Raw genomic sequence first — 20,317 nt, forward strand, 5'->3', positions numbered from 1 at the left:
ACGGGTCCGTTCAGTTCGCGCGGTCAGGCGCGGCGATTGCGGTACGCAAGGAGGCCGCAAAGGTGTCGAGCAGCTTGGTGTCGCTGACATAGAGCTCGCCCGGATAAGACCGTCGCCAGGCCGACTCGAAATAGGGCGCGCCCTTGGCGGGATCGAACGGCCCGGCGGCGAGCGCCGCGCGCAACCGTGCGGGTACGTCGGCCAGACGATCGACCGCATAGACCAGCGGACAGGAGCGGTAGAATGCGTCGCCCATCACCACCACCGGCTTGCCGAGCAGTAGCGCTTCGGCGCCCGACTTGCTGTTGACGGAGACGACGGCAGCGGCGCGATCGAGCACCGTGTAATTGTTGGTCTGCGGCGGCAACAGCACGAAATTGTCGAACCGGTGCGCGAGCTCGAACAGGCGGGCGGCCGAGATTGCCCCGATCTGGGCAGGATGCTCCTTCACCACCAGCACATGCGAATCCGGGATCGTGCGCAGCAGGAAGTCGACGGTCGCGACCTGGTCGAGATAGTCCGGCGAGCGAAGCGTCAGCGCCATATCTGCCGGAACGTGGAACGGATAGTAGACGAAGGGCGTTTGGGGAAGCGGCTGGTAGAGCTTGCGCAACCGCATCGCGTTAAGCGCCATCGCGGCATGCACCTGAGCGTGACGCAGATTGTGCCCGAATTCCTGGTGCTTGCCGAGCGCGAACTGGTCCCAGAGCTTTTCGACGAGACGATTGGCGTTGCGCAAATTGACGATCTTCTTGAAGGCCGCCGAATAATGATGCTGGTCCTTCTTGGGAATGACGATCGCGCGCTGCGTCAGCGTGTCGTCGAGATAGGCGCGGACCTCTGATGAAACCGTGTCCGCCGGCGTCGGCATCACGTCGGGCGCGCCGAGCGTGTCGGGCGTGAAATACATGCGGCCGCGAAAGAACGACGGCTCGATGAACCAGTTGCGGATGTTGCGGCGCCTTGCGGCGTAGAAGCTCGCGATCACCGAGAGAAAGCCGCCGAGCTCCTGCACCAGCTCCGCGTGCTTGCCTTGCCGCTCCAGCCGGTCGAGCACCGTCTCCATCGCGTTGGCGTAGATCATGAAGCGGCGGCGCAAGGCGGCGCTATCGCGGATCCCGAAGGTGAAGCGCTCATGGCTGAACAGGAAGTTCGTTCCGTCCAACCCGTAAGATGCGACGCGCGTATCGAAGGCGCCGCGATCGTCGGGCGAGGAGCCGGCCTTGAGGCCTTCGCGATACATGTTTGTGACCGGCACGCCCTCGGCTACCGACATCTCGGCACTGCGATCGTCGAAGGCAAGCAGCTCCACGTCATGGCCTGCCGCGCGCAAGCGTTGCGCCACCGGAATCCAGAACCGCGTCTGGTATTCGGCAAGCGTGGTGATGAGAATGGTCTTCGCAGATGCTGTCATGGCTCTATTGGGCGTGTTCGATCGCAATGCTCGCGAGCGGCAAGCCCGTCATCGCGCAATGTGCGCGCCTTGCCGTATATTGCGACGGGCTCGCCTGATCGTGCGCGGCAATGCGCTGAAGCAGGGGCTGGACGATGGACGGTGCGATCCGCTTGTCGCGACGGGCCGGATTGAATTGGCTGCGAAGCCGCTCGGTGACGGCCGAGCCGAGCGCGGCGCTGGCGGCGCCCTTGATGATCTGGCCGATGCTCGGCTTGTCGCGCGTGCCCTTCATGGTGGCAAGCAGCGATACGTAGGGCCGGCGCGCGTTCAGCGCGCGCGTCAGGACGTCGGCGACGCGTTCGGCGGCTTGCCCGTCGTTCAGGTGAAAGAATGCCTCGATATCGGCGGCGTGAACGCGGGCGAAATCGAAGGCCTCGGTCTCGCGCTCGATATGGTCGATGGCGCTAAGCAGCTCGTCGAACGAGGCGACCGGCCGGCTCACGCGTGCGGGCAGCGCGGCATGGCCGGCGGTCGTTGGCGTGTTCAGGTATTCGAGCTGGAGCGGGAGCTTGCCGAGCAGGACCGATTCCACGGCCGTTCCACAATTGAGATGAATGACGGCGGCCGCATTGCGGATGCGGTCGAGCACGCTGCCGGTGCCGTCGATCAGGACGTTGGCGTGGCGCGAGAGCGCGCTGCGGTAGACGTCTTCTCTCTCGAAGGGGTGCGGTCGCACGAGAATGTTGCGGTCGGGGCGCGCTGCGGCAAGCCGGTCGATCTCGCCGAGATAGCTCGCGAAGACCTGCTTCAGGTCCGCGATGAAGCGATCGACATAGGTGCCGTCCCAGCCGGCCCGCACCATCGCTTCGCGCTCGCCGCCCGGCCTGCCGGTGAAGCGTGAATTGACCAGCGGAAAGTTGGCGTTGACGAGCAGGTAGCCGCGCGGCTCGCCGTCGAGCAGCGTGCGCCAGCGTGGGGCTGCAAAGTCGAAGCGCGGGCATCCGGTGAGGTGAAGCTGCTCCGGCTTCATCGTTTCGGCGGCGAGAAAGGCGTCGTGCAGCCGGCTGCCCCAGAAGAAATAGCCCGTCAGGATGTCCGCGTAGCCGCTGCCCTTGATGTGGGCCGCCATAGCCGGTGGCGAATTGCCGCCTTTCTCGGCGAGCACGCCGCCCTCGGTATCGAGCACGTAAAGCGCGAGGCCCGCCTTGGCGAAGCTGCGCATCAGGTCGAGATTGACGGCACGCGCGTAGTTGACGACCAGTGCGTCCAGCCCGAGCCGTGGGACATCGACGGCCTGCTCGTACATCGGCACCAGCACGACCGAGACCCCGCGTCGCGCGAGTTGATAACCGAGCATGACCGCCCCCGGCAAGTCACGCTTGGGGTGATCGACCACCAGGCCTATGCGCAAGATGTGACTCCCGGCCGGCCGCGTCAGAGCCGCATTACTGCGCGCTCGAGCTCCGTCAGCGCGCCGGCCGCTCGGAAGCGCGGCGGCGGCTCGGGGAAGATGCGCGGCTGTTGGATGTAGGTTGCCGTGTAGAGGAGGCGGTTGTGATCCGACTGAATTCGGCTTCCCATGTGCAGGCAGCGGGCCGTGTTCACAATGAAGGAAGACAGGCGCGGCGCGATCATTTCCTTGACCGCGTCAGGACCGGTCTTGGCGAACACCTGTGCGTCGCTCATGTGGCTCTTCAGCGTGTTGCGGAAAGGCCTCGACGGGCCGGCCGGGATGAACGTGAACGGACCGTCGGCCGTGTCCCTTACATCGGTGAGATAGATGAAGAGCTTGCACACGCGCTTGTCGTCGTGATCCAGATGCCACAGCTGAGAGTAACTCAGTGCTTGGTTCGGAGTGGGTTGCGACAGCGTCAGCAATACGTCCGACAATTGTGGCAGATCGTGCATGAAGTCGCCGATGATGCGCAGTGCAGCCGGTTGTAGGGCGTAGCGCACGAAAGGATGGTCGGTCGCGAATGCGCCGTTGACGAGGTCTTCGTCCAGCAGACTGACCCAGAAGGACTTATGCCCGAGCTGCTGCTTGCCGGTAAGTTCGTTCAGCCGGCTCACCTTGGCCTCGCCCACCGCAGCGACCGCTTCAGCGAGGCTGCGGTCCACGAGCTCGGACACGTCGACATACCCGTCCGCCGCCAGCTTGCGGCTCGCCTCGGACCATTCGGGCTTCGAGGGAAGCCGATTGAGGAGCTCGATGCGTTTGGCGCGCGCTGGCAACTGCAAGGTGGTCAGAGCTGCCTTTATCGCCCATCCAAGATCAGTGCGATTGACATGCCACAGGAGGCGACGGAATTGGCTGACCTTTGGCTTGCTCGGGGCGGGCCGATCAGTCGTCGTGTCGATGGCTGTCATGTGGGCTCCCAGCAATACAAAAAACCATCATTGTGGATCGTCGGCGCGAACGGCATTCGTTCGCGCGCCAGGACGCGGAGGCGGCCCTGCCGCTCGTAATCGTCGAGCGTCGAGAACAGCTGCGTCTGGTAGTCGACCGAACGGATGTAGAGGAAGCTGACGATATCTCGGGGGCTCGAGAGATTCAGTAGCTCCGTCGTCGGCTCGATGTTGATGACGCGCTTTGGCCTCGCAGCAATGATGTTGTCCACCACCTTGCGCACGTCATAAGGGATTTGCTCGATGCAGAAGTACGTGAAGACGACCTGATCCTTGATGGCGGAATAGTTCGGGTCGTTGCTGTCGGTCAGGTCGATTTTGTCGAGCGATATCCGGTCCGAAAGGCCAAAATGTGCTGCGATCTCCCGGCCCGCAGCAATGCCGTTCGGCGCGATGTCGAACCCGCGGAGCCTCCAGTCGGGATGACTGAGGTGAAGCGACAGCAGATTGATGCCGCAGCCCGCGCCGAGTTCGATGACCTCCGTGGCGCCACCAGTATGCCGTGCCAGCAGGTCGGCGAGGGCTCTGGCGCGATAGCGATAGTAGTCGTCAGCCGCGGTCCTGCAAATCTGATTGTCCACCTTGCGAAGACCCAGCGCGGGGTTCTTCTGTATCAGGAACTCGTCGACGTTGGCAGCCTTGGTCCATTTCTTTTCTGACAGCATCCGCTGCCAATGCGTCAGATTATACTCGGAATCGACGATGTCGGCCGTGCGCTTCACGCGGCGCAAGGCAAGACGGCCAATGCTCCTTGCTGCGTCGATAGCATAGCTCATGGCCTTGTCCGACAAAGACGCCGGAGCGAACCCTGGAGTGACCGCTTTCGTATCTGTCGCGTGGATGTTCATTCAACTGCTTTTGGATGTCAGTCCCATCAATTGCCCGACGGCGGGAAATACACTCCGGTGCCGCTTCTCCAGCACCAGGAAGTATTGGAGCACCCAGGTCACCAGACAGAAAACCATGGAACCGAGCGCGAGCTTTAGCACGCTGTCGAACCGAATGTAACCTGCAATTGTTGCTAGAAAAACGCTTGCCAGGAGGAGGATTGCGAACTGGGTTCCGATCATCTTCGCGAACTGATTGCGATCGAGCTCGAGTGCACTGCGCAACTCTCTCAACTGCAAGGGAAGCACGGCGATACTGCCGATGACCTGGCCAAGTATCAGGGCGCGTTCCGCGAACAAATGCAGTGTCGCGGCGGAGATCGCCGCCCAGATCAGAAGCTGAACGGCCACCAGCCGGTTGAGCTTGGCCTGCACCTCGGGCCGCGTCAGGAAGATCAGGCTGCCGGTTGCCACATATTGCGCGCAGATCGGAACCAGGAAGCTGAGGCCCATCCAGAACGCGTAGGGCGCAAGAAGCGGGCCGATCCAGATCTCCATGATTTGAGGCGAAAGGATAGCGGTGCTGGCGAGCGGCGGTACGACGAACATCGGCATCATGACGACGCCGAGGTCGCCGAGGCGCTGGAACGACGCGGCGCTGCCGCGCTCGTCGAGCCGACTGGCAACCGGAAGCAGAGCGGAAGTCAGGAGACTGACCACAACCTTGGAGAGCCGCGACAATCGTACCAGCGCGTCGTAGGTGCCGACGGCCCTGGGGCCGAACAGCAATCCGATCAGGAACGGTTGAAACGGTCCGGAAATGCCGCCCATCAGCTTGCCTTGCAGCAGCAGCAGGCAACGATGCAGAATGTCCTTTCGGATGTCCCGGGTCCAGGGCAGCAATCGCACGTGCTTGTGCCGCAGGGCGACGAAGGCGGCAATACCGATGACGACGGCGCGGGCCACCAGGGTGGCGAGATAGATGTAGGCGACCACCTCGAAGCCTGCCGCCGCCCACGATGCTGCGAATGTCAGGCCGACATAGGCCGCCGTCGACGTGACCTCGGCGGCGCGGAGCAGGTTGTAGCGCTCGAAGCCTTTGACAATGCCTTCCCACACCAGCGCCGGAACGAAGATCAGATTCGCGAGGGCCGTGTAATGCATGATGCGGGCGAACGTATCGAGGTGTGCGGCGTCAACTTTCATCGCGATGACGAACAGCGGCGTCGCGAGCCAGATCGCGGCGCTGAGGATCAAGGCAAGAGCGATGGAGGCCGCGGCCAGGAAGGCGATCTGGCGGCTGGCCTGGGTCCAGTTACGGTGCTCGCGCGCGCGCGCGACGACCTGGGTGGCGACTTCGGACAGGCCGAGGTCCAGCACCGCCATCATGCCACTGGGAAGCAGCAGTCGCGAGATGACGATGAGGCCGAACTCGGTCACCCCCCAGGTACCGATGATCAGCGGAATGACTGCGAGGCCCAGCAAGGCGGCCACGCCGAAGGCAAACGCCGAAATCACCGTGTTCTGGATTAGGCGCTTGATCATCGGTGTTTGGTTACCAGGCGCTCAATCCGCCATCGACGGCGATGTTCTGCCCGGTCACATAGGAGGCCGCGTCGGACACCAGGAACAGCATTGTCCCCACCATCTCATCCGCCCGCGCCATGCGGCCAAGCGGGACGCGAGCACCGTAGCGCGCCTTGAAGGTCTCGTTCTGGCCGCTCTCCACCCCGCCCGGGGTGAGCGTGTTGACCCGAACGCCCTTCGCAGCCCAGTAAGTCGCGAGGTGCTTGGTCAGGCCGATGACGCCGGCTTTGGACGCCGTATAGACCGCCGGCGTGTTGATGGCGCGGCCGAGATATTCGGAGCCGTCGTAGATGCGCTGGTCGGGTGCCATCAGGCCGTAGATCGAGGCGGTCTGCACGATCGCACCATAGCCGCGCTCGGCCATCCGGCCGCCGAGCACCTGCGCGACGGTGAACATACCGTCGAGATTGACCGACATGATCTCGCGCCAGGTATCCTGCGAGAACGTCTCGACCGGGGCGAAGAAGGCGTCCACATCGCGGGTCTTGCTGGCGGCGTTGTTGAGCAGGATCGAGACCACTCCGAGGTCGGATTCGATTGCATCGGCCGTCTTGCGCACCGCATCGGGATTGGTGATGTCGCAACCGTAGCCCTTGGCCCGGACGGCATGGCGTGAGGCGACGTCGGCCGCCGCCGCGTCGGTCGCAGCCTGATCGAGATCCACGATCGCGACATTGGCGCCGAACTCGGCAAGCCCCTCGGCAAATCGACGTCCGAGAATGCCGCAGCCGCCGGTGACGACGGCCGTCCGCCCAGTCAGATCGAACAGAGCCTTGAAGCTCGCGGTCATCGCTTGCGCCTCCTCAGGCCGGCAGCCGCTGGCGGAGCAATAGTTCCACCAATGCAAAATCGAGATCCGAATCGATGTCGATCGAACGCTCTTCCGGCATCTCGAACAGGCGCGTATCCGGATAGAACACCGCGGGGTGCTCCAGGAACGGTGCGACCCGCCAGACATAGATCGACGCGTTCATGTCGAAGCAGCGCGGGGCGTCCTGCCGTCGGGTGATGGGCGGATTGGCGGATTTCGAGAGGCCGACGCTGCCGTCGGCGCGCTGCTCGACGAGGTTGAAATACGGCGAGCGCCGCGCCGGCGCACCGGTGATGACATTGCGCGCGCCGCTCTCGCGCAGCAACGCCACTGCACCGGTGATGTCCGAGGCCAGCCTGAGCGGGGAAGTGACGTCGAGATCGACGAAAATTTCCGGCGTCCGACCCATTTGCGCTATGGCCTGCTCGAGGCAGTGCCGGATCGCCGGCAGCTTCGGCGCGGTGTCGGTCGCCATCTCGTCGGGGCGTTTGACCGCGATATCGGCGCCGGCCTTCACCGCCGCATCGAGCAAGGCGTCCGAATCGCTGCTGAACGCGATCGCGTCGAACAGGCCGGTCTCGCGCGCCTGCTCGATGCTCCACGCGAGCACGGGCCTACCCAGGAGATCGCGCGCGTTCTTGCCGACGACACCTTTCGAGCCGCCTCGCGCGCAGATGGTACAGACAAGGCTCATGGCGACACCCAGGTCTTGCTGCGCAACGCGCGCTCGCTGGCGTCGATCAGATGCATGACGCCGAGGGCCTCCGGCAGGGAGCAGGCCGGACTGGCGCCTTGCATCGCGGCGACATGCATGTCGCGGTAGGTCTGGTCGCGCTCGCTGGGAATCTCCCTTGCCTTGCCGTTGACGGCGAGGCGGCCGCCGACGAGATCGGCCTCGATGGTGTCGTCCTCGACATTGACGCGAATGCGGCGGACGCCCTGACGGTCGAGATAGTCCATGTGGACGTGGACGGACGGCGCCCGCTGCATATCGAGCAGCAGGTCAAGGTGGTCGTCGACGTCGATGTCGCGCGCACCGGAGGCGCCGCCAAGCGCAGCGACGCGATGCCATGGCCCGAACAGCCAGAGCAGATAGTCCAGCTCGTGGCTGAGATCCCGCAGCACGCCGCCCCCGGCATCAGCCGTGGCGGAGGCGGTTGTGCGGTGATCGCGGTCCGGTCGCCAGTCCCTGATGTCCTGGCCGACATAGGCGCCGACCGTGATCACGTCGCGTCCGCGCAGCATGTCCGCCAGCGCCGTCATCACTGGGTGAAAGCGCAGATTGTATCCGACGCTGACATGGGCAAACGGATATTTCGGGGCCGGTGCCGGCGTTGCGAAAAGCGGCTTTTCGACGAGGACATTGCCACGGAAGCCGGTTTGCGCCAGCTCTTGCAGATTGTCCGCATGGCGCGCCGTCTCGGTGGCAATCACCACGTAGTCCGGATGCGCCGCCGCAACGGCCTGCGCGATCGAACCGTAGTCGCCACCTTCGCGCCGGCTGACCGTTGCGACCCGAAGGCCGAGCTCGCGCAGGACGCGCGCATGCCTTGTGCCGATCGAGCCGAGGCCAACCACGACGGCTGTTGTCGAGATCACGGGAAGACCTCGTGAAACTCCGCATGCGCCTGCTCGAAATCCTCCAGCCGGCCGATGTCGAGCCAGTACTCGCGAATTGGATAGACCGCGACGCGTCCCTTGTCGGCGATCACGCGCTCGAGCACGGTCGGCATATCGATGCTGACGCCCCGCGTGACGTGGCGGAAGACCGACCTGCCGATCACATAGATGCCCGCACTGACGAACCAGCTCTCGGTCGGCTTCTCGCGAATGGTCTGGAGAAATCCGTCCGTGGTGGACACCACCCCATAGGGGACGTGCACCTTGTGCTCGCGGACAGCCATCGTCGCTTCTGCCGGCGCTCCGTTGTGGAAGTCGAGAAGCGCTCCGTAGTTGATCGTGGTGAGGATGTCGCCGTTGGTGACGATCATCGGCAGATCCGGCGGTGTTGCAAACAGCCCGAGCGCACCGGCAGTGCCGAGGCGCTCGGTCTCGTGCACGTACTGGATGTTGGCGCCAAAGGCGACGCCATCGGCAAAGTAATCCTTGATCGTCTGGGCCTTGTAGTTCACCGAAATGAAGATGTTGCCGAAGCCTTGCTGGACGACGTTGCGGACGATCGTCTCGAGCAGCGGGCGGCCGCCGACATTGAGCATCGGCTTCGGAACGTCGCGCGTCAGCGCACCCAGGCGCTCGCCGAGGCCGCCGGCCATGATCAGCACCGGATTCTGATACTGGCGCGGCTCGAGCAGCTCATCGAGCGTCTCGACCACGACGAGATGGCCGCCCTCGTCGACGAGCGGGAGCTGCTTGATCGACCTCTGCCGCATCAAATGCAGGCGATCCTCACGGGGCAAGGTCGCAGGGGCCGACACCGGCGTCCGGTTCATGATGTCGGTCGCAAGCCCGGTGAGGGCGATGCCGCGCAGCAGTCCGCGTCTGACGTCGCCGTCGGTGACCACGCCGAGCAGCCGGTTCTGGTCGTCGAGCACCAGCGCAATCTGGATGCTTCCGCTCTCGATCGCGGCAATGGCCTCGCCCACACTGGCCTGGGTACCGACGATGGCCTTGCGCCAGGATTTCATGGCAATTCTGCCTCGTACACGCCGGATTTGTGGGCAGCCCACGGCTGAGCCTGCTATATCGCGGCTGCGAGAGGCGGCGTCAACCCCGTCAGGGGACCCGGGCTTGTCCTTGTTAATTCAAGCGTTTTCAGGCGCAATCGGTCGGTTTGAAGCGCCCGGGCCCGGCCGCTAAGATCGGTGCAGCTCAGGGGAATCGCGATGGACGATCTGATCATCATCGGCGGCGGCGAACATGCCTTCATGGTCTACGAGGCAGCGCTTCTGTCGGGCCAGTTCAACGTCATCGGTTTCCTCGATCGCCAGCCGGGAACGTTGGGCGATGCGCGCTATCTCGGAACCGATGATGTTGCGCCGAACTATCCCGATGCCGCCTTCGTGGTCGGGGTCGGAACGATGCAGGCGGGGCCCGCGCGCCGGCAGATGATCGGCCGGCTGCAGCTGACGCGCTGGGCGTCGGTGATCCATCCGCGCGCGTTCGTCTCGCCGTCGGCAACGATCGGTCTGGGCTGCGTCATCATGCCGGGCGCGATCGTCAATGCGCGAAGCATGATCGGCCATCACTGCATCATCAATTCGGGCGCGGTCGTCGAGCACGACGTGCGCATTGGACACTACACCCATCTCTCGCCGGGAACGGTGGTCGGCGGTGGCGCCGAGATCGGCGACAATTGCTTCGTCGGGCTCGGCAGCCGTGTCCGCGATCACATTTCCATCGGCAACGATACGCTGGTCGCGATGGGCTCTGTCGTCACCGGCTCATGGCCGTCCGGCTCGGTGCTGCGCGGGGTTCCTGCCAAGCCTCGCCGCTAGACCGGATCATCCGGCTCGAGCGCCCGCGGTGCCGCGGTCCCGATCAGGGACCAGTACTCGATCGGCGACCGCCCCGTGCCCGGCCGCTTGGCGGTGATGTCGGCCGGGCCGATGATCTCGCCGGCCTTCAGTGCGCGTGCCGCCACGATGCTCTTGCGCGCGACCGGCACATTGCCGACCTCGGACTCCCTCGGTGCCTTAACGCCGTCGCCGAGCGCGGCCTCAACATTGCGGATGGCGCCGACCATCCGCTTGAAATCATCAGGTTCGAGCGAGGCCGCGTGGTCGGGACCGGGCGCGCTGCGATCCAGCGTCAGGTGCTTCTCGATGACCGCCGCGCCGAGCGCGACCGCGGCGACCGAAACCTCGAAACCGTCAGTGTGATCGGAATAGCCGACCGGAAGCTGGAACGCCGACCGCATCGTCGCCATCGCAGCGAGGTTCACATCGGCGATGGGGCAGGGATATTCGGTCGTGCAATGGAGCAGGCTGACGTGCCGCGCCAGCGCGGCGCGCGCTGCCGGATCGCGCCACGCCGCGCGGAAAGATGCGAGGCCCGCAGCATCGTTGCGCTGCGCGTAGCCGTGCGCCAATACGCCGAGGGCTTCCTCGATCTCGCTGAGCGTCGCCATGCCGGTCGAGAGGATCAGCGTCGCACCGGCCCTCGCTGCAGCGTGCAGCAGCGGGGCATTGGTGAGATCGCCCGATCCGATCTTGATGCGCGGCAGTTCGAGCGACAGCAGAAAGGCGAGTGAAGCGTCGTCGAAGGGTGTCGACAGGAACTCGATACCGCGCTCCTCGGCGCGCGCGATCAGTGTGTGATGTGCAGCCTGCGGCAGCTCGAGACGTTCCAGCATGGCGAGCTGGCTCTCGGCGGCGTCCGTCGTGCGCTGCTGGTAGCCGGCCTTCTTCGCCGCTCCGCCCGCCAGCGCCTTTGCATTGAAGGTCTGGAACTTGACGATGTCGGCACCAGCATCGGCCGCAGCATCGACGAGGGCCAATGCCTTGTCCAGGCTGCCGTCGTGATTGACGCCGGCCTCCGCGATGATCAGCGTGTGTCTCGTCATGGCCGCGCTCCGTTTGCGGGAGCTTCGTAGAAGCCCTTCTTCAGGAGCTGGCCGAAATCCGGGATGGCCGCGATGATGTCGGCAAAGCGCCGGCTGGAATCGCCGTCGCCATAGGGATTGACGGTGTCCTTGCGGCCCCGCTCAAGCGCTTGCGAGATCGCCGCGGCGATCGCGCCGCGCTCGGGCGTGGCGTGAAATACCGAGTCGGCGCGCTCGCGCCCCTTCTGACGGTCGCCGATATCCACCGTCGGAACACCGAATGACGGCGCTTCGAGGATGCCGCTCGACGAATTGCCGATCACGACGTCCACCTGGCTCATCAGGCTGAGATAGCGGAGCTGCCCGAGCGAGGCGACCGCGATCGTGTTCGGCCGGCCGGTCGCGAAGGCCTTGGTCCGGTCGTTCAGCGCGCGCCCTTCGGCATCGGCATTGGCGAGCGTGAAGATGAGGCGAAAGCCGGGATCGAGCCTCGACAGCGCCGCGAACAGCTCATCCAGCTCGGCCACCGAGCGTCCGGCCTCGACCGTCACCGGATGGAACGTCACGAGCGCATTGCGCTCGCCGAGCGGCATCCCGATCGCGTTGCCGATGTCGTTGCGGTTCATCAGATCGAGATGCTTGATGGCGTCGATGCCGACCGAGCCGATGGTGTGGACACGGGTTGGGTGCTCGCCAAGCTGCATCAAGCGCCGCGTCGAGTCCTGATTGCTGGTGAAATGCAGATGCGACATCTTGCTGATGGCGTGGCGGACGGATTCGTCGACCGCGCCTTCGGTGACGTCGCCGCCGAACAGATGCGCCATCGGCAGCCGCATGAACATCGCGGCCTGGGCGGCCGCGAACATCTCGAAGCGGTCGCCGAGCACGACGACGAGATCCGGTTGCAGCCGCGTGAACGCGTCGGCAAAGCCGATCACGCCGAGCCCGACCGATTTTGCAACGCCCGCGCCGGTGTCGCTGGCAAGCAGCGTCTCGACGCGCTCGTCGACCTCGAAGCCCTCGTCGCGGATGGCGTTGAAGGTGTAGCCGAACTCGGGCGCGAGATGCATACCGGTGGCGATGAGCTGGAGCCTCAAGCCTGACGTCTCGCGGATCGCGCGCATCGGCCAGACCAGCAGCCCGAAATCGGCCCGGCTGCCGGTGACGAAGCAGATCTTTCGCGTTCCGCTATTCATCGCGGGCTCTGATGCTGGCGCTGCTCGGCAGGTTGATCAGGCGGCGCTCGATCGACTCGGCGGTGGCGAGATCGCCGCGCGGGCTGTCCGAGAACATCGGCAGGCGGTGCATCAGGGTCCAGGCCGGCCGCGCGCCGAAGCCGGCTTCGTTCAGCGCCGTCAGCAGGTCGTCCCGCCGTCCGGCATGGGCCTCGTCGAGCAGGATCGCGTTCAGCCAGTAATTGCTCGTGGTGCCCTCGGGCTCGCGCGAGAAGCTCACGCCGGGAACGTCCGCAAAGACGCGCTCATAGGCTGCAGCCAGCCGGCGCTTGCTCGCCAGGAAGCCGTCGAGCTGCTCGAGCTGGGCACAGCCGAGCGCGGCGTTCAGGTTGGGCAGGCGGTAGTTGAAGCCGATCTCGTCGTGCACGAAGGCCCATTTGTGTGGCAGCTTCGCGGTGGTGGTGAGATGCTTGGCGCGGCGTCCCAGCTCCTCGTCGTTGGTGAGGATAGCGCCGCCGCCGCCTGTGGTGACGATCTTGTTGCCGTTGAAGCTCAGCGCCGCCAGCCGCGCCTGCGATCCGACGGCGTGGCCCTTGTAGGTCGAGCCCAAGGATTCCGCGGCGTCCTCCACCAGCGCGATGCCCCAGTCGCGGGCGATCGCGGCGATCTCGTCGAGCTCGACGGGATGCCCGAACGTGTGCATCGGCGAGATCGCGGCGATGCGGCGCCCGGTCTCGCGATTGATCGTGCCCTTCGGCGTCCGCTCGGCAATCCTCTCGAGCCGCGCGGCGAGGGCGCGCGGATCCATGCCGAGCGTGACGAAGGAGCTATCGACGAAATGCGGCACCGCCCCGCAGTAGGCGATCGCGTTGGTGGTCGCGATGAAGGTCAGCGCCGGCGAGATGACCTCGTCGCCGGGCTCGACGCCGGCCAGGCGGAAGCAGGCGTGCAGTGCCGCCGTGCCGTTGACGACGGCGACCGCCCGCCTGGCGCCGGTCACCTCCTCCAGCATCCGCTCGAAGCGGTCGACGAACGGGCCGACCGAGGAGACGAAGGTGCTCTTGATGCATTCTTCGAGATAGGCGACCTCGTTTCCGGCGAACACCGGCTCGTGCAGACCGAGGATGCCGTTGGGCGTGCCTGCGGCGCGCCGGACGGCATCGACCACGGCCTTCGGATCGAAGGTGCGCGTAGAGATGTCGGATCTGGTCGCGGCCGTTCCCACAATTGCCTCAGACATTGTAGACGTCCGCCTTGTAGCGGCCGAGATTGACGGGATTGGTGAACCACTTCACCGTCTTCACGATGCCCTGGCGCATGCCTTCGATCCCGCCGAATTCCGGGGCCCAGCCAAGCTGCTGGCGCGCCCTGGAATTGTCGGCCCAGAGCCGCTCGACCTCGCTATTGGCGGGGCGCAGCCGCGCCTCGTCGGTCTCGATCTCGATCGTGATCCCCATCACGTCGGCGATCATCTGCGCGGTGGCGCCGACCGAAATCTCGAAGCCGCTGCCGAGATTGATGGTCTGGCCGACGGTCTGCTCGGCCGGTGCGGTGAGTCCCGCAATCAGGCCGCGCGCGGTGTCGGTGACGAAGGAGAAGTCACGCGTCGGGCTGACGGCGCCGAGACGAATCCTTCGCTTGCCGGTCGCGATCTGGCTGATGATCGTGGGGATCACCGCGCGCGCCGATTGCCGCGGTCCATAGGTGTTGAACGGCCTGATCACCACGACCGGCAGGTCGAACGAGGCGTGGAACGATAGCGCCATCTGATCGGAGGCGATCTTCGAGGCCGAGTAGGGCGACTGGCCGACCAGCGGATGACTCTCCTTGATCGGAACGGTCTGCGCCGTGCCATAGACCTCGCTGGTCGAGGTCTGCACGAAGCGCCGCACGCCGGCCATGCGCGCGGCCTGGAGCACGTTCACGGTGCCGCGCACATTGGTCTCGACATAGGAATCGGGCGCGACATAGGAGAAGGGGATCGCGATCAACGCCGCCAGGTGCAGAACGTCGGTGCAGCCGCTGGCGGCTGCGATCATGAAATGCGGATCGCGGATGTCGCCGGCAACCACCTCCACGGACGTCATGATGTCGGCGGGAACGGTGTCCAGCCAGCCCCAGGAGTTGAAGGAGTTGTAGTAGACGATCGCCTTGACGCGGGCCCCGGCTTTCACCAGCTCCTCGACGACATGCGAACCGATGAAGCCGTCGCTGCCGGTAACGAGGACGCGGGCGTCCCTCAGATCTGCCATGCCGGACCCCAAAAGGCGATTAAGCCAGTCTTCGCAACAAGATGGCGCTATAGCATACTGGCGGTCGCGCGCAACAGAGCAGCGGTGTGAAAGCTGTCAAATGCCCGGGGATGCAGCAGTTTTTGACCGGCGATCTAAGTCTTGCCGGCCGCGTTCAGGCGCGCTCTTACGAACGCCTCGAGATTGCCGCCCTGGAACAAATGGCCGGGAAGTCCGGCAGCCTGCGCGGCCTCGAGGTCGCTCGGCTTGTCGCCGATCACCATGCTGCGCGCCATGTCGATGGGGAAACGCTGCGCCAGGTCGGCGATCATGCCCGGCGCCGGCTTGCGACGGTCGCTGACGCGGCAATAGCGGGCCACGGTTCCCTCGGGATGATCGGGGCAATATTCGAAGGCGTCGATATGCGCGCCGACCAGCGCCATCTGCTCCGCCATCCAGCGGTGCAGGGTGACGACGTGATGCTCCTCGTAATAGCCGCGCGCGACGCCGGATTGATTGGTGATGACGAAGGCGAAATAGCCGGCGTCGTTGACGGTCTTCACGGCCTCGCGTGCCCCGTCGATCCATTCGAGCTTGTGCGTCTCGAATGTGTAGCCGGAATCATGGTTGAGCACGCCGTCGCGATCGAAGAACACGGCGGGACGCCGCAGCTTCTCGCGCAGCTCGCGATCGGCGCGCGCGAAATCGTCGGGAATGCCGATGTCGATGAAATAGCCGCGATAGGCGGTGCCGCGCAGCTCGCCGCGCGCGGCAAGGTCGGGAAACACGTCCTGTTCGAGGGAGGCGGGAAGCTTCGCGATATCGGCGAGAACGGACTTGTCGACGACGTAGATCCCGGCATTGACCGGCCCCGTGGCGCCCGCACCCGGGGCGATGAAATCGCGCACCACGCTGCCCTCGAGCGCGACGCGCCCGTAGCGGTCCCCGACGACGCCGTCGCGCAATGCCATGTGAATCCGACCGTCCCGCGCACGCGCGATCAGATCAAGCAGGTTGAAGTCGAACAGCGAGTCGCCGTTGAGCAGCAGGAAACGGTCGTGCAGCAGATCGCGCGCGTTCACGAGCGCGCCGCCGGTACCGAGCGGCTCGGTTTCGCGCGACACGACGATCTTTGCCCGGCCCCGCGCCGCTCCGGCGTAGTGGCTCTCGACGATGTCGGCCTTGTGGCCGGCAAGCAACAGGATCTCATCGAAGGCCTGATAGCGGGCGAGTTCATCGATCAGCGTGTCGAGAAACGGCCGGCCGCCGATCTCGAGCATCGGCTTCGGCACGGATTTGGTGCGTTCGCCAAGGCGGGTGCCGAGCCCACCGACGAGGATGACGGCTTGTCTCAGCATGATTTGTCCCTCCGATGGCATGAGTGATGCAACACGACGCGCATCAGAGGGGCGATCAGGCTGCAAGTATCTGCAAGCCGCTGATCTCCTTCGGCCGGCTGCAGAGTCGTGCGTACGACCGATTTTGCACCTGTTGCGATCATTTCGTTCACGGTGTCCAGACTGGAGAACAGATGGGCGGCCGGCGCGCCGTTGGTCGCCCGGACGATGCCGATCGTATACGGGTCCGAGAGGATGTAGGTTCTGGCGGAGCCAACTGTGCCGAGCTGGATCAGGAAGAACAGCAAGGTCAGGACAAATGTGATCGTGCACATCGCGAGATCTCTTGGATGGGGCCCGTCGCAGCAGCCGAGAATTGGCGATCTTCAATTTCCTTTCGGCAGGTCAGTCGGGCGGCCAACGATCAGGGAGCCTAGCGTGAACAGATCCTCCGGAGAGAAATTTCGAAAGCGCGGTGCCAACCGTTCCAGGATCTGCTGCTCAGGTGGCCGGCGGTCTGGTTGGTCGCTGAGAAGTTCAAACCCGGCCTCTCTGAACAGCTGCAGATATTCGCTATGGCGCAAACGATTGACGTATTGGAAGCGAGACTGGAAGGGCGCCCAATCCTCGTCGGAATAGGTCAGGAAATTGAATGAGCTGATGGACGGATCGAAGCCTTTGAAGTGGTCGCCGTAGTCGATTTGCATGAGGATAAGCCCGTCAGGGCGCATGATGCGTCGCAACTCCTTCAGGATCGCCGCGATGTCGCTCTTGGGAATGTGCTCGAGCGTTTCGACCGAGACCGCGCAGTCGATCGAACCGGCTGGCAGGCCTGTCGTTCGGGCATCGGCCGGTGCGCGGTAGTCGATGTGCCAGTAACGTTCGAGGTCCTCTACGGACTTCAAGTCGGGGTGGTCGGTCCCGCTCAGTCGAGAAATCACGGCTGCGTTGGCGCGGATCAGTTCCAGCTTGGCCAAGCGCTCGATGTCGACGGTGATGAAACGTCGCGCCCCATGTGCACTGAAGGCGAGAGGAATGATCAGATCCCGCCCGGCGCCGAACTCGTAAAAAGTCGAATCCTGTAACGGTCGGATGCTGTACCTGTCGTGGACGCCCAGCAGCCGCTGCGCAAGCGTATAGATGGACCTGACCTGTCGTTCGGGGCGCGGCAGCCGTCGTGTGACGTAGCGCTGCAGGGCGTAATGCAGGTCTTCGCCCCAGGGAATGTTCGACAATACGGAGAACGCCCGCGCCTTTGTTTGCCAGCGCACGTCAGCATTTCCTCGCCGGAATGGCCACGATCGGAGTGATGCTGACGAGCGGTGGTTGAAGCACGGTGTAGGTCCAAGAAAGGCCGATGTTCTGCCTGTTTGAGGCAGATACCAACTCACATAGCTAGTTTCGGTCATACGGGAGCCGCAGCCCCAATGCAAGGACTGGAGCACAGAGATGGCGGCACTCGTTCCGGTAGCAAGAGCGCCCTCATGTCCAGCGGCCGCTTGGGCGACCAAGGCTTGAGCCTGACGAAAGTCGCGGGTCACCTTTGGTGGATCAGACGGCAGGACGGACCGAGGGCGGCCAGGGCCACAATGGTTCCTCGAGAATTTGGCACAGGAGCCGATTAATCAACCATAGATTGCTTAGTATGATGTCGACCGGGCGCCCCATTCACGGTATGGAGCTTTCCGTTCATATTGTGTCCGGGACAAGAGTACATGCCCATGATCGAGCGTGCGCCCCAAGCTTCAGTTCGTCCGCAGCTTGCGAGGTGGTCCGATGTCGCTATCCGAACAGTACGGAAGCATTGGGTTCTTTCGCTCGCCATCGGAGCCATGTTGTTGGCTGCTCTCGGTTCCCTGGACGTCGGCCGAAAGGTGGAATCCTGGACCGCAAGCGCGACGATTGCACTTGGTACAATGCCCAGCCTTGACGGCCTTCTCGGCCGGTCTGCGATGACCGTCGAACGCGTAGAGAGTGCCCGTGAGCTGGTGACACGGATCGGAGGGATTCAGTTCCAAGACAGCGTACTTGCCGATGCTCGCAAGGCACTTCACGACCGCCGGGGGGCGTTCGCCGGAGCTTCGTTGCGCGGGATCGTCATAGACGATTCCATCATCCGTCTGGAGGCAAGTTCCGCCTCGAAGGAGGAGGCGCTGATCCTGCTTCAACAGGCCGTTGCCGCAATCCAGGCCGTTCATCAGAAATTGCTTGAACCCAGAATGGAATTGTTGCGTTCCGTGCGCGACAGCCTTCAAGATGCAAAGGTGCGCCTGAGCGATTCGCTCAAGAAGGGCGACATATACGTTACGCCGGCTCGGCCGGATGGCACGGCCTTGATGTCGAGCCCCGGGGGCTCAGTTGATGGAATTCTCAACGTCGAAACGCGCATTGCGTTACTGACCTATAGCGAGCGCACCGTGAGGATGACAGGCCTGCAGGATGGATCATCTCCTGTGATGGAAGGCCCCAGGGAGGTCAATCTCGTGCAAAGAGCCATTCTGGCGGGCTTGGGCATCGTCCTCTTCATTGGCCTTTTGACTTTCCTTCTGAAGCGATCGGTCCGCGTCGGGTAGAGCTGGCCATGACCCTTTTGGCTGGTGTCTCGATACTGCTCTTCATCGTTTGGTTGTTGCGCTTCAGATCGACAATTTTCCTGTGCCTCGCCTTTCTTTTGTTTACCTTTGTGTGGCGGACGATCTCCTCGTTCTACATCGATCTCTCGGGGCCAATCCTTTCGTCCCAGCTTCAGATGTTCATTGGTCCCGGCGTCATGACTGTGTTCCAGTCGATCGCCTATTTTCTGACGCTTCTTCCATTCCTCTGGGTTTTCAATGCGCAGGCGCTGGATGATTGGGCTCGGTCGGCTCCAGTTCCCGAGCCGCATCCGAGCCAATCTCAACTGACTCTGTCGGACGTCACATTCTACGTGTCGGTCCTTTTCTTGATCCTGCTTTTCGGCGCTCTGATCCAGGGGGGCGTCATTCCACTGTTCGCCAAGATCGAGCGTTGGACCTTCAACGAGCAGGCCAATTTTCTTCATCGCTTTGTGATCGAGCGAGGCGACATGGTCTGCTTCTGGTGGGGGACCATGTTCGTCGCTGAGTGGTTGCGACGGCGGCGATACGATTATCGCTTTCTGGTTTTGCTGGCTGCAATGATCTTCTACATGTTTCTCGTAGGCGGGCGCTTCTCGCCCTTCTACCGATATTGTGGATTCTTTATCATACCGTTCTCGGCGGCTTTGCTCGTTCAGGCGCGAGGCTTTGCAGGCGGACGTTCGTTAAGCTTGCTGCCTCGGATCGCCGATCGCCGCATCGTGCTGGCGGGCACCGGCATCATAGCGGCGACGGTCGCGATGATTGCATTCGCGCTCTACTGGAATCTGACCAGGGTCAGAGGATACGAAGGAGAGGCCGCGCGGGGCGCTTTCGTGGAGCGCGCTCTCGTGCAGCCGTCAGAGATAGGATGGGCGTCCTATCAGCGTGTTCTGGTCAACGGAGATTGGGATGCACGCCGTGCCTTCGATGCCCTGTTCGGGCGTCCCATCGTTGCGGGACGAAACACGACACCGCAGTTCCTGATGTCCGAAACGATCGGTGAGCCACGGACGACGGAGCACATCACGGGCGGGTTTCAATTCGCAGGTGGATTTCCTGAAATCTTTTTCGAGCTGTTTGGTCCCTATTTGAGCTGGTTCTTTCTGCTGGGTGCCGGCTGGCTCACGGCGCTCATTTCCGCGATCATGATCCGCTCAATCGTTGCCGGGCGATATCTGACGGCAATGCTGTCGTTCTATGTGCTGTATGGCTTCTACGTCATGTACATCGGGGGCATGCTGAACTTTGCGGCGACGCCGACATATTGGATCAAAATTGCCGCGCTGTTCGCCGCGATCATTCTGGAGGAGCGTTGGCAGATGTTGGGCCGTCCCGTTCTCCCGTGGGTGCTCGCCGACAAAACTCGCTTGTTTCGCCGCTCTGCGGTTTCCAAAGTTTAGGAGCTACGTCCGGCGAGCAGCGCAGAGCGGTGTCGCTCTCGTCGTGAGC

Annotated in this window: 19 protein-coding genes; 3 read left to right on the forward strand and 16 right to left on the reverse strand. The window is 63.7% G+C overall.

From position 1 onward, the window contains the following. Positions 1–10: 10 nt before the first annotated feature. The 9 genes from I6F37_RS20265 to I6F37_RS20305 are packed head-to-tail and all read right to left on the reverse strand — an operon-like array spanning position 11 to position 9,672. The gene (locus I6F37_RS20265; RefSeq protein WP_225152449.1) at positions 11–1,414 is read right to left on the reverse strand and encodes a capsule biosynthesis protein; all 1,404 of its coding nucleotides are present in this window, start codon (positions 1,412–1,414) and stop codon (positions 11–13) included. A 4-nt stretch (positions 1,415–1,418) separates the two neighbouring features. Beyond that, positions 1,419–2,807, reverse strand: coding sequence for a surface carbohydrate biosynthesis protein (locus tag I6F37_RS20270; RefSeq protein ID WP_036029826.1), 1,389 nt, complete (start codon positions 2,805–2,807; stop codon positions 1,419–1,421). Between the two features lie 23 nt (positions 2,808–2,830). Then, positions 2,831–3,763 (reverse strand): hypothetical protein, encoded by a 933-nt coding sequence (locus tag I6F37_RS20275; protein ID WP_050996163.1) that lies wholly within the window; start codon positions 3,761–3,763, stop codon positions 2,831–2,833. Next, entirely contained in the window at positions 3,760–4,650 is an 891-nt protein-coding gene (locus I6F37_RS20280; RefSeq protein ID WP_036029829.1) for a class I SAM-dependent methyltransferase, read from the reverse strand. The genes I6F37_RS20275 and I6F37_RS20280 overlap by 4 nt, the downstream gene beginning before the upstream one ends. After that, the gene (locus I6F37_RS20285) at positions 4,651–6,174 is read right to left on the reverse strand and encodes a hypothetical protein (protein WP_036029831.1); all 1,524 of its coding nucleotides are present in this window, start codon (positions 6,172–6,174) and stop codon (positions 4,651–4,653) included. Positions 6,175–6,184: 10 nt separating this feature from the next. Continuing rightward, positions 6,185–7,006, reverse strand: a complete 822-nt coding sequence (locus I6F37_RS20290; protein ID WP_036029832.1) for an SDR family oxidoreductase — start codon at positions 7,004–7,006, stop codon at positions 6,185–6,187. 13 nt (positions 7,007–7,019) lie between these two features. After that, positions 7,020–7,721 carry an acylneuraminate cytidylyltransferase family protein gene (locus I6F37_RS20295; RefSeq protein WP_225152451.1) on the reverse strand — a complete coding sequence of 234 codons (702 nt, stop codon included), beginning with the start codon at positions 7,719–7,721 and terminating at the stop codon, positions 7,020–7,022. Then, positions 7,718–8,626 carry a Gfo/Idh/MocA family protein gene (locus tag I6F37_RS20300; protein ID WP_225152453.1) on the reverse strand — a complete coding sequence of 303 codons (909 nt, stop codon included), beginning with the start codon at positions 8,624–8,626 and terminating at the stop codon, positions 7,718–7,720. Before I6F37_RS20300 ends, I6F37_RS20295 begins: the two co-directional genes overlap by 4 nt. Further along, positions 8,623–9,672: a nucleotidyltransferase family protein gene (locus I6F37_RS20305; RefSeq protein WP_036007417.1), complete on the reverse strand. Its 1,050-nt coding sequence runs from the start codon at positions 9,670–9,672 to the stop codon at positions 8,623–8,625. Before I6F37_RS20305 ends, I6F37_RS20300 begins: the two co-directional genes overlap by 4 nt. 198 nt (positions 9,673–9,870) lie before the next feature. Here I6F37_RS20305 and I6F37_RS20310 point away from each other — a divergent pair, with 198 nt between their 5' ends. Next, complete coding sequence (locus tag I6F37_RS20310; protein WP_036029839.1) at positions 9,871–10,482, forward strand: acetyltransferase; 612 nt, start codon at positions 9,871–9,873, stop codon at positions 10,480–10,482. Here I6F37_RS20310 and neuB read toward each other — a convergent pair. From neuB to I6F37_RS20345, 7 genes are all read right to left on the reverse strand, one after another. Then, positions 10,479–11,549: an N-acetylneuraminate synthase gene (neuB, locus tag I6F37_RS20315; protein WP_036007413.1), complete on the reverse strand. Its 1,071-nt coding sequence runs from the start codon at positions 11,547–11,549 to the stop codon at positions 10,479–10,481. The two genes, I6F37_RS20310 and neuB, sit on opposite strands and share 4 nt — an antisense overlap. Continuing rightward, positions 11,546–12,724, reverse strand: coding sequence for a UDP-N-acetylglucosamine 2-epimerase (gene neuC / locus I6F37_RS20320; protein WP_036007411.1), 1,179 nt, complete (start codon positions 12,722–12,724; stop codon positions 11,546–11,548). Before neuC ends, neuB begins: the two co-directional genes overlap by 4 nt. Continuing rightward, complete coding sequence (locus I6F37_RS20325) at positions 12,717–13,943, reverse strand: LegC family aminotransferase (protein ID WP_036007409.1); 1,227 nt, start codon at positions 13,941–13,943, stop codon at positions 12,717–12,719. Before I6F37_RS20325 ends, neuC begins: the two co-directional genes overlap by 8 nt. Further along, positions 13,936–14,955, reverse strand: coding sequence for an NAD-dependent 4,6-dehydratase LegB (locus I6F37_RS20330; protein ID WP_036007407.1), 1,020 nt, complete (start codon positions 14,953–14,955; stop codon positions 13,936–13,938). The genes I6F37_RS20325 and I6F37_RS20330 overlap by 8 nt, the downstream gene beginning before the upstream one ends. A gap of 134 nt (positions 14,956–15,089) precedes the next feature. After that, the gene (locus I6F37_RS20335) at positions 15,090–16,292 is read right to left on the reverse strand and encodes an HAD-IIIA family hydrolase (RefSeq protein ID WP_036007405.1); all 1,203 of its coding nucleotides are present in this window, start codon (positions 16,290–16,292) and stop codon (positions 15,090–15,092) included. Then, on the reverse strand, positions 16,286–16,606 hold the full coding sequence (locus I6F37_RS20340; RefSeq protein ID WP_036007403.1) for a hypothetical protein: 321 nt from the start codon (positions 16,604–16,606) through the stop codon (positions 16,286–16,288). Before I6F37_RS20340 ends, I6F37_RS20335 begins: the two co-directional genes overlap by 7 nt. Positions 16,607–16,657: 51 nt before the next feature. Beyond that, a complete protein-coding gene (locus I6F37_RS20345) occupies positions 16,658–17,542 on the reverse strand; it encodes a class I SAM-dependent methyltransferase (RefSeq protein ID WP_051056913.1) in 885 nt (294 codons plus the stop codon). A gap of 444 nt (positions 17,543–17,986) precedes the next feature. Between I6F37_RS20345 and I6F37_RS20350 the strand changes: the two genes are divergently transcribed. Together I6F37_RS20350 and I6F37_RS20355 are read left to right on the forward strand one after the other, a co-directional pair. After that, entirely contained in the window at positions 17,987–18,844 is an 858-nt protein-coding gene (locus I6F37_RS20350; RefSeq protein ID WP_157784013.1) for a hypothetical protein, read from the forward strand. 8 nt (positions 18,845–18,852) lie between these two features. Continuing rightward, on the forward strand, positions 18,853–20,268 hold the full coding sequence (locus I6F37_RS20355) for a DUF6418 domain-containing protein (RefSeq protein WP_036007399.1): 1,416 nt from the start codon (positions 18,853–18,855) through the stop codon (positions 20,266–20,268). Positions 20,269–20,317: the final 49 nt, after the last annotated feature.

This window comes from Bradyrhizobium sp. NBAIM08 (genome assembly GCF_020193935.1).
Lineage (GTDB): Bacteria > Pseudomonadota > Alphaproteobacteria > Rhizobiales > Xanthobacteraceae > Bradyrhizobium > Bradyrhizobium yuanmingense.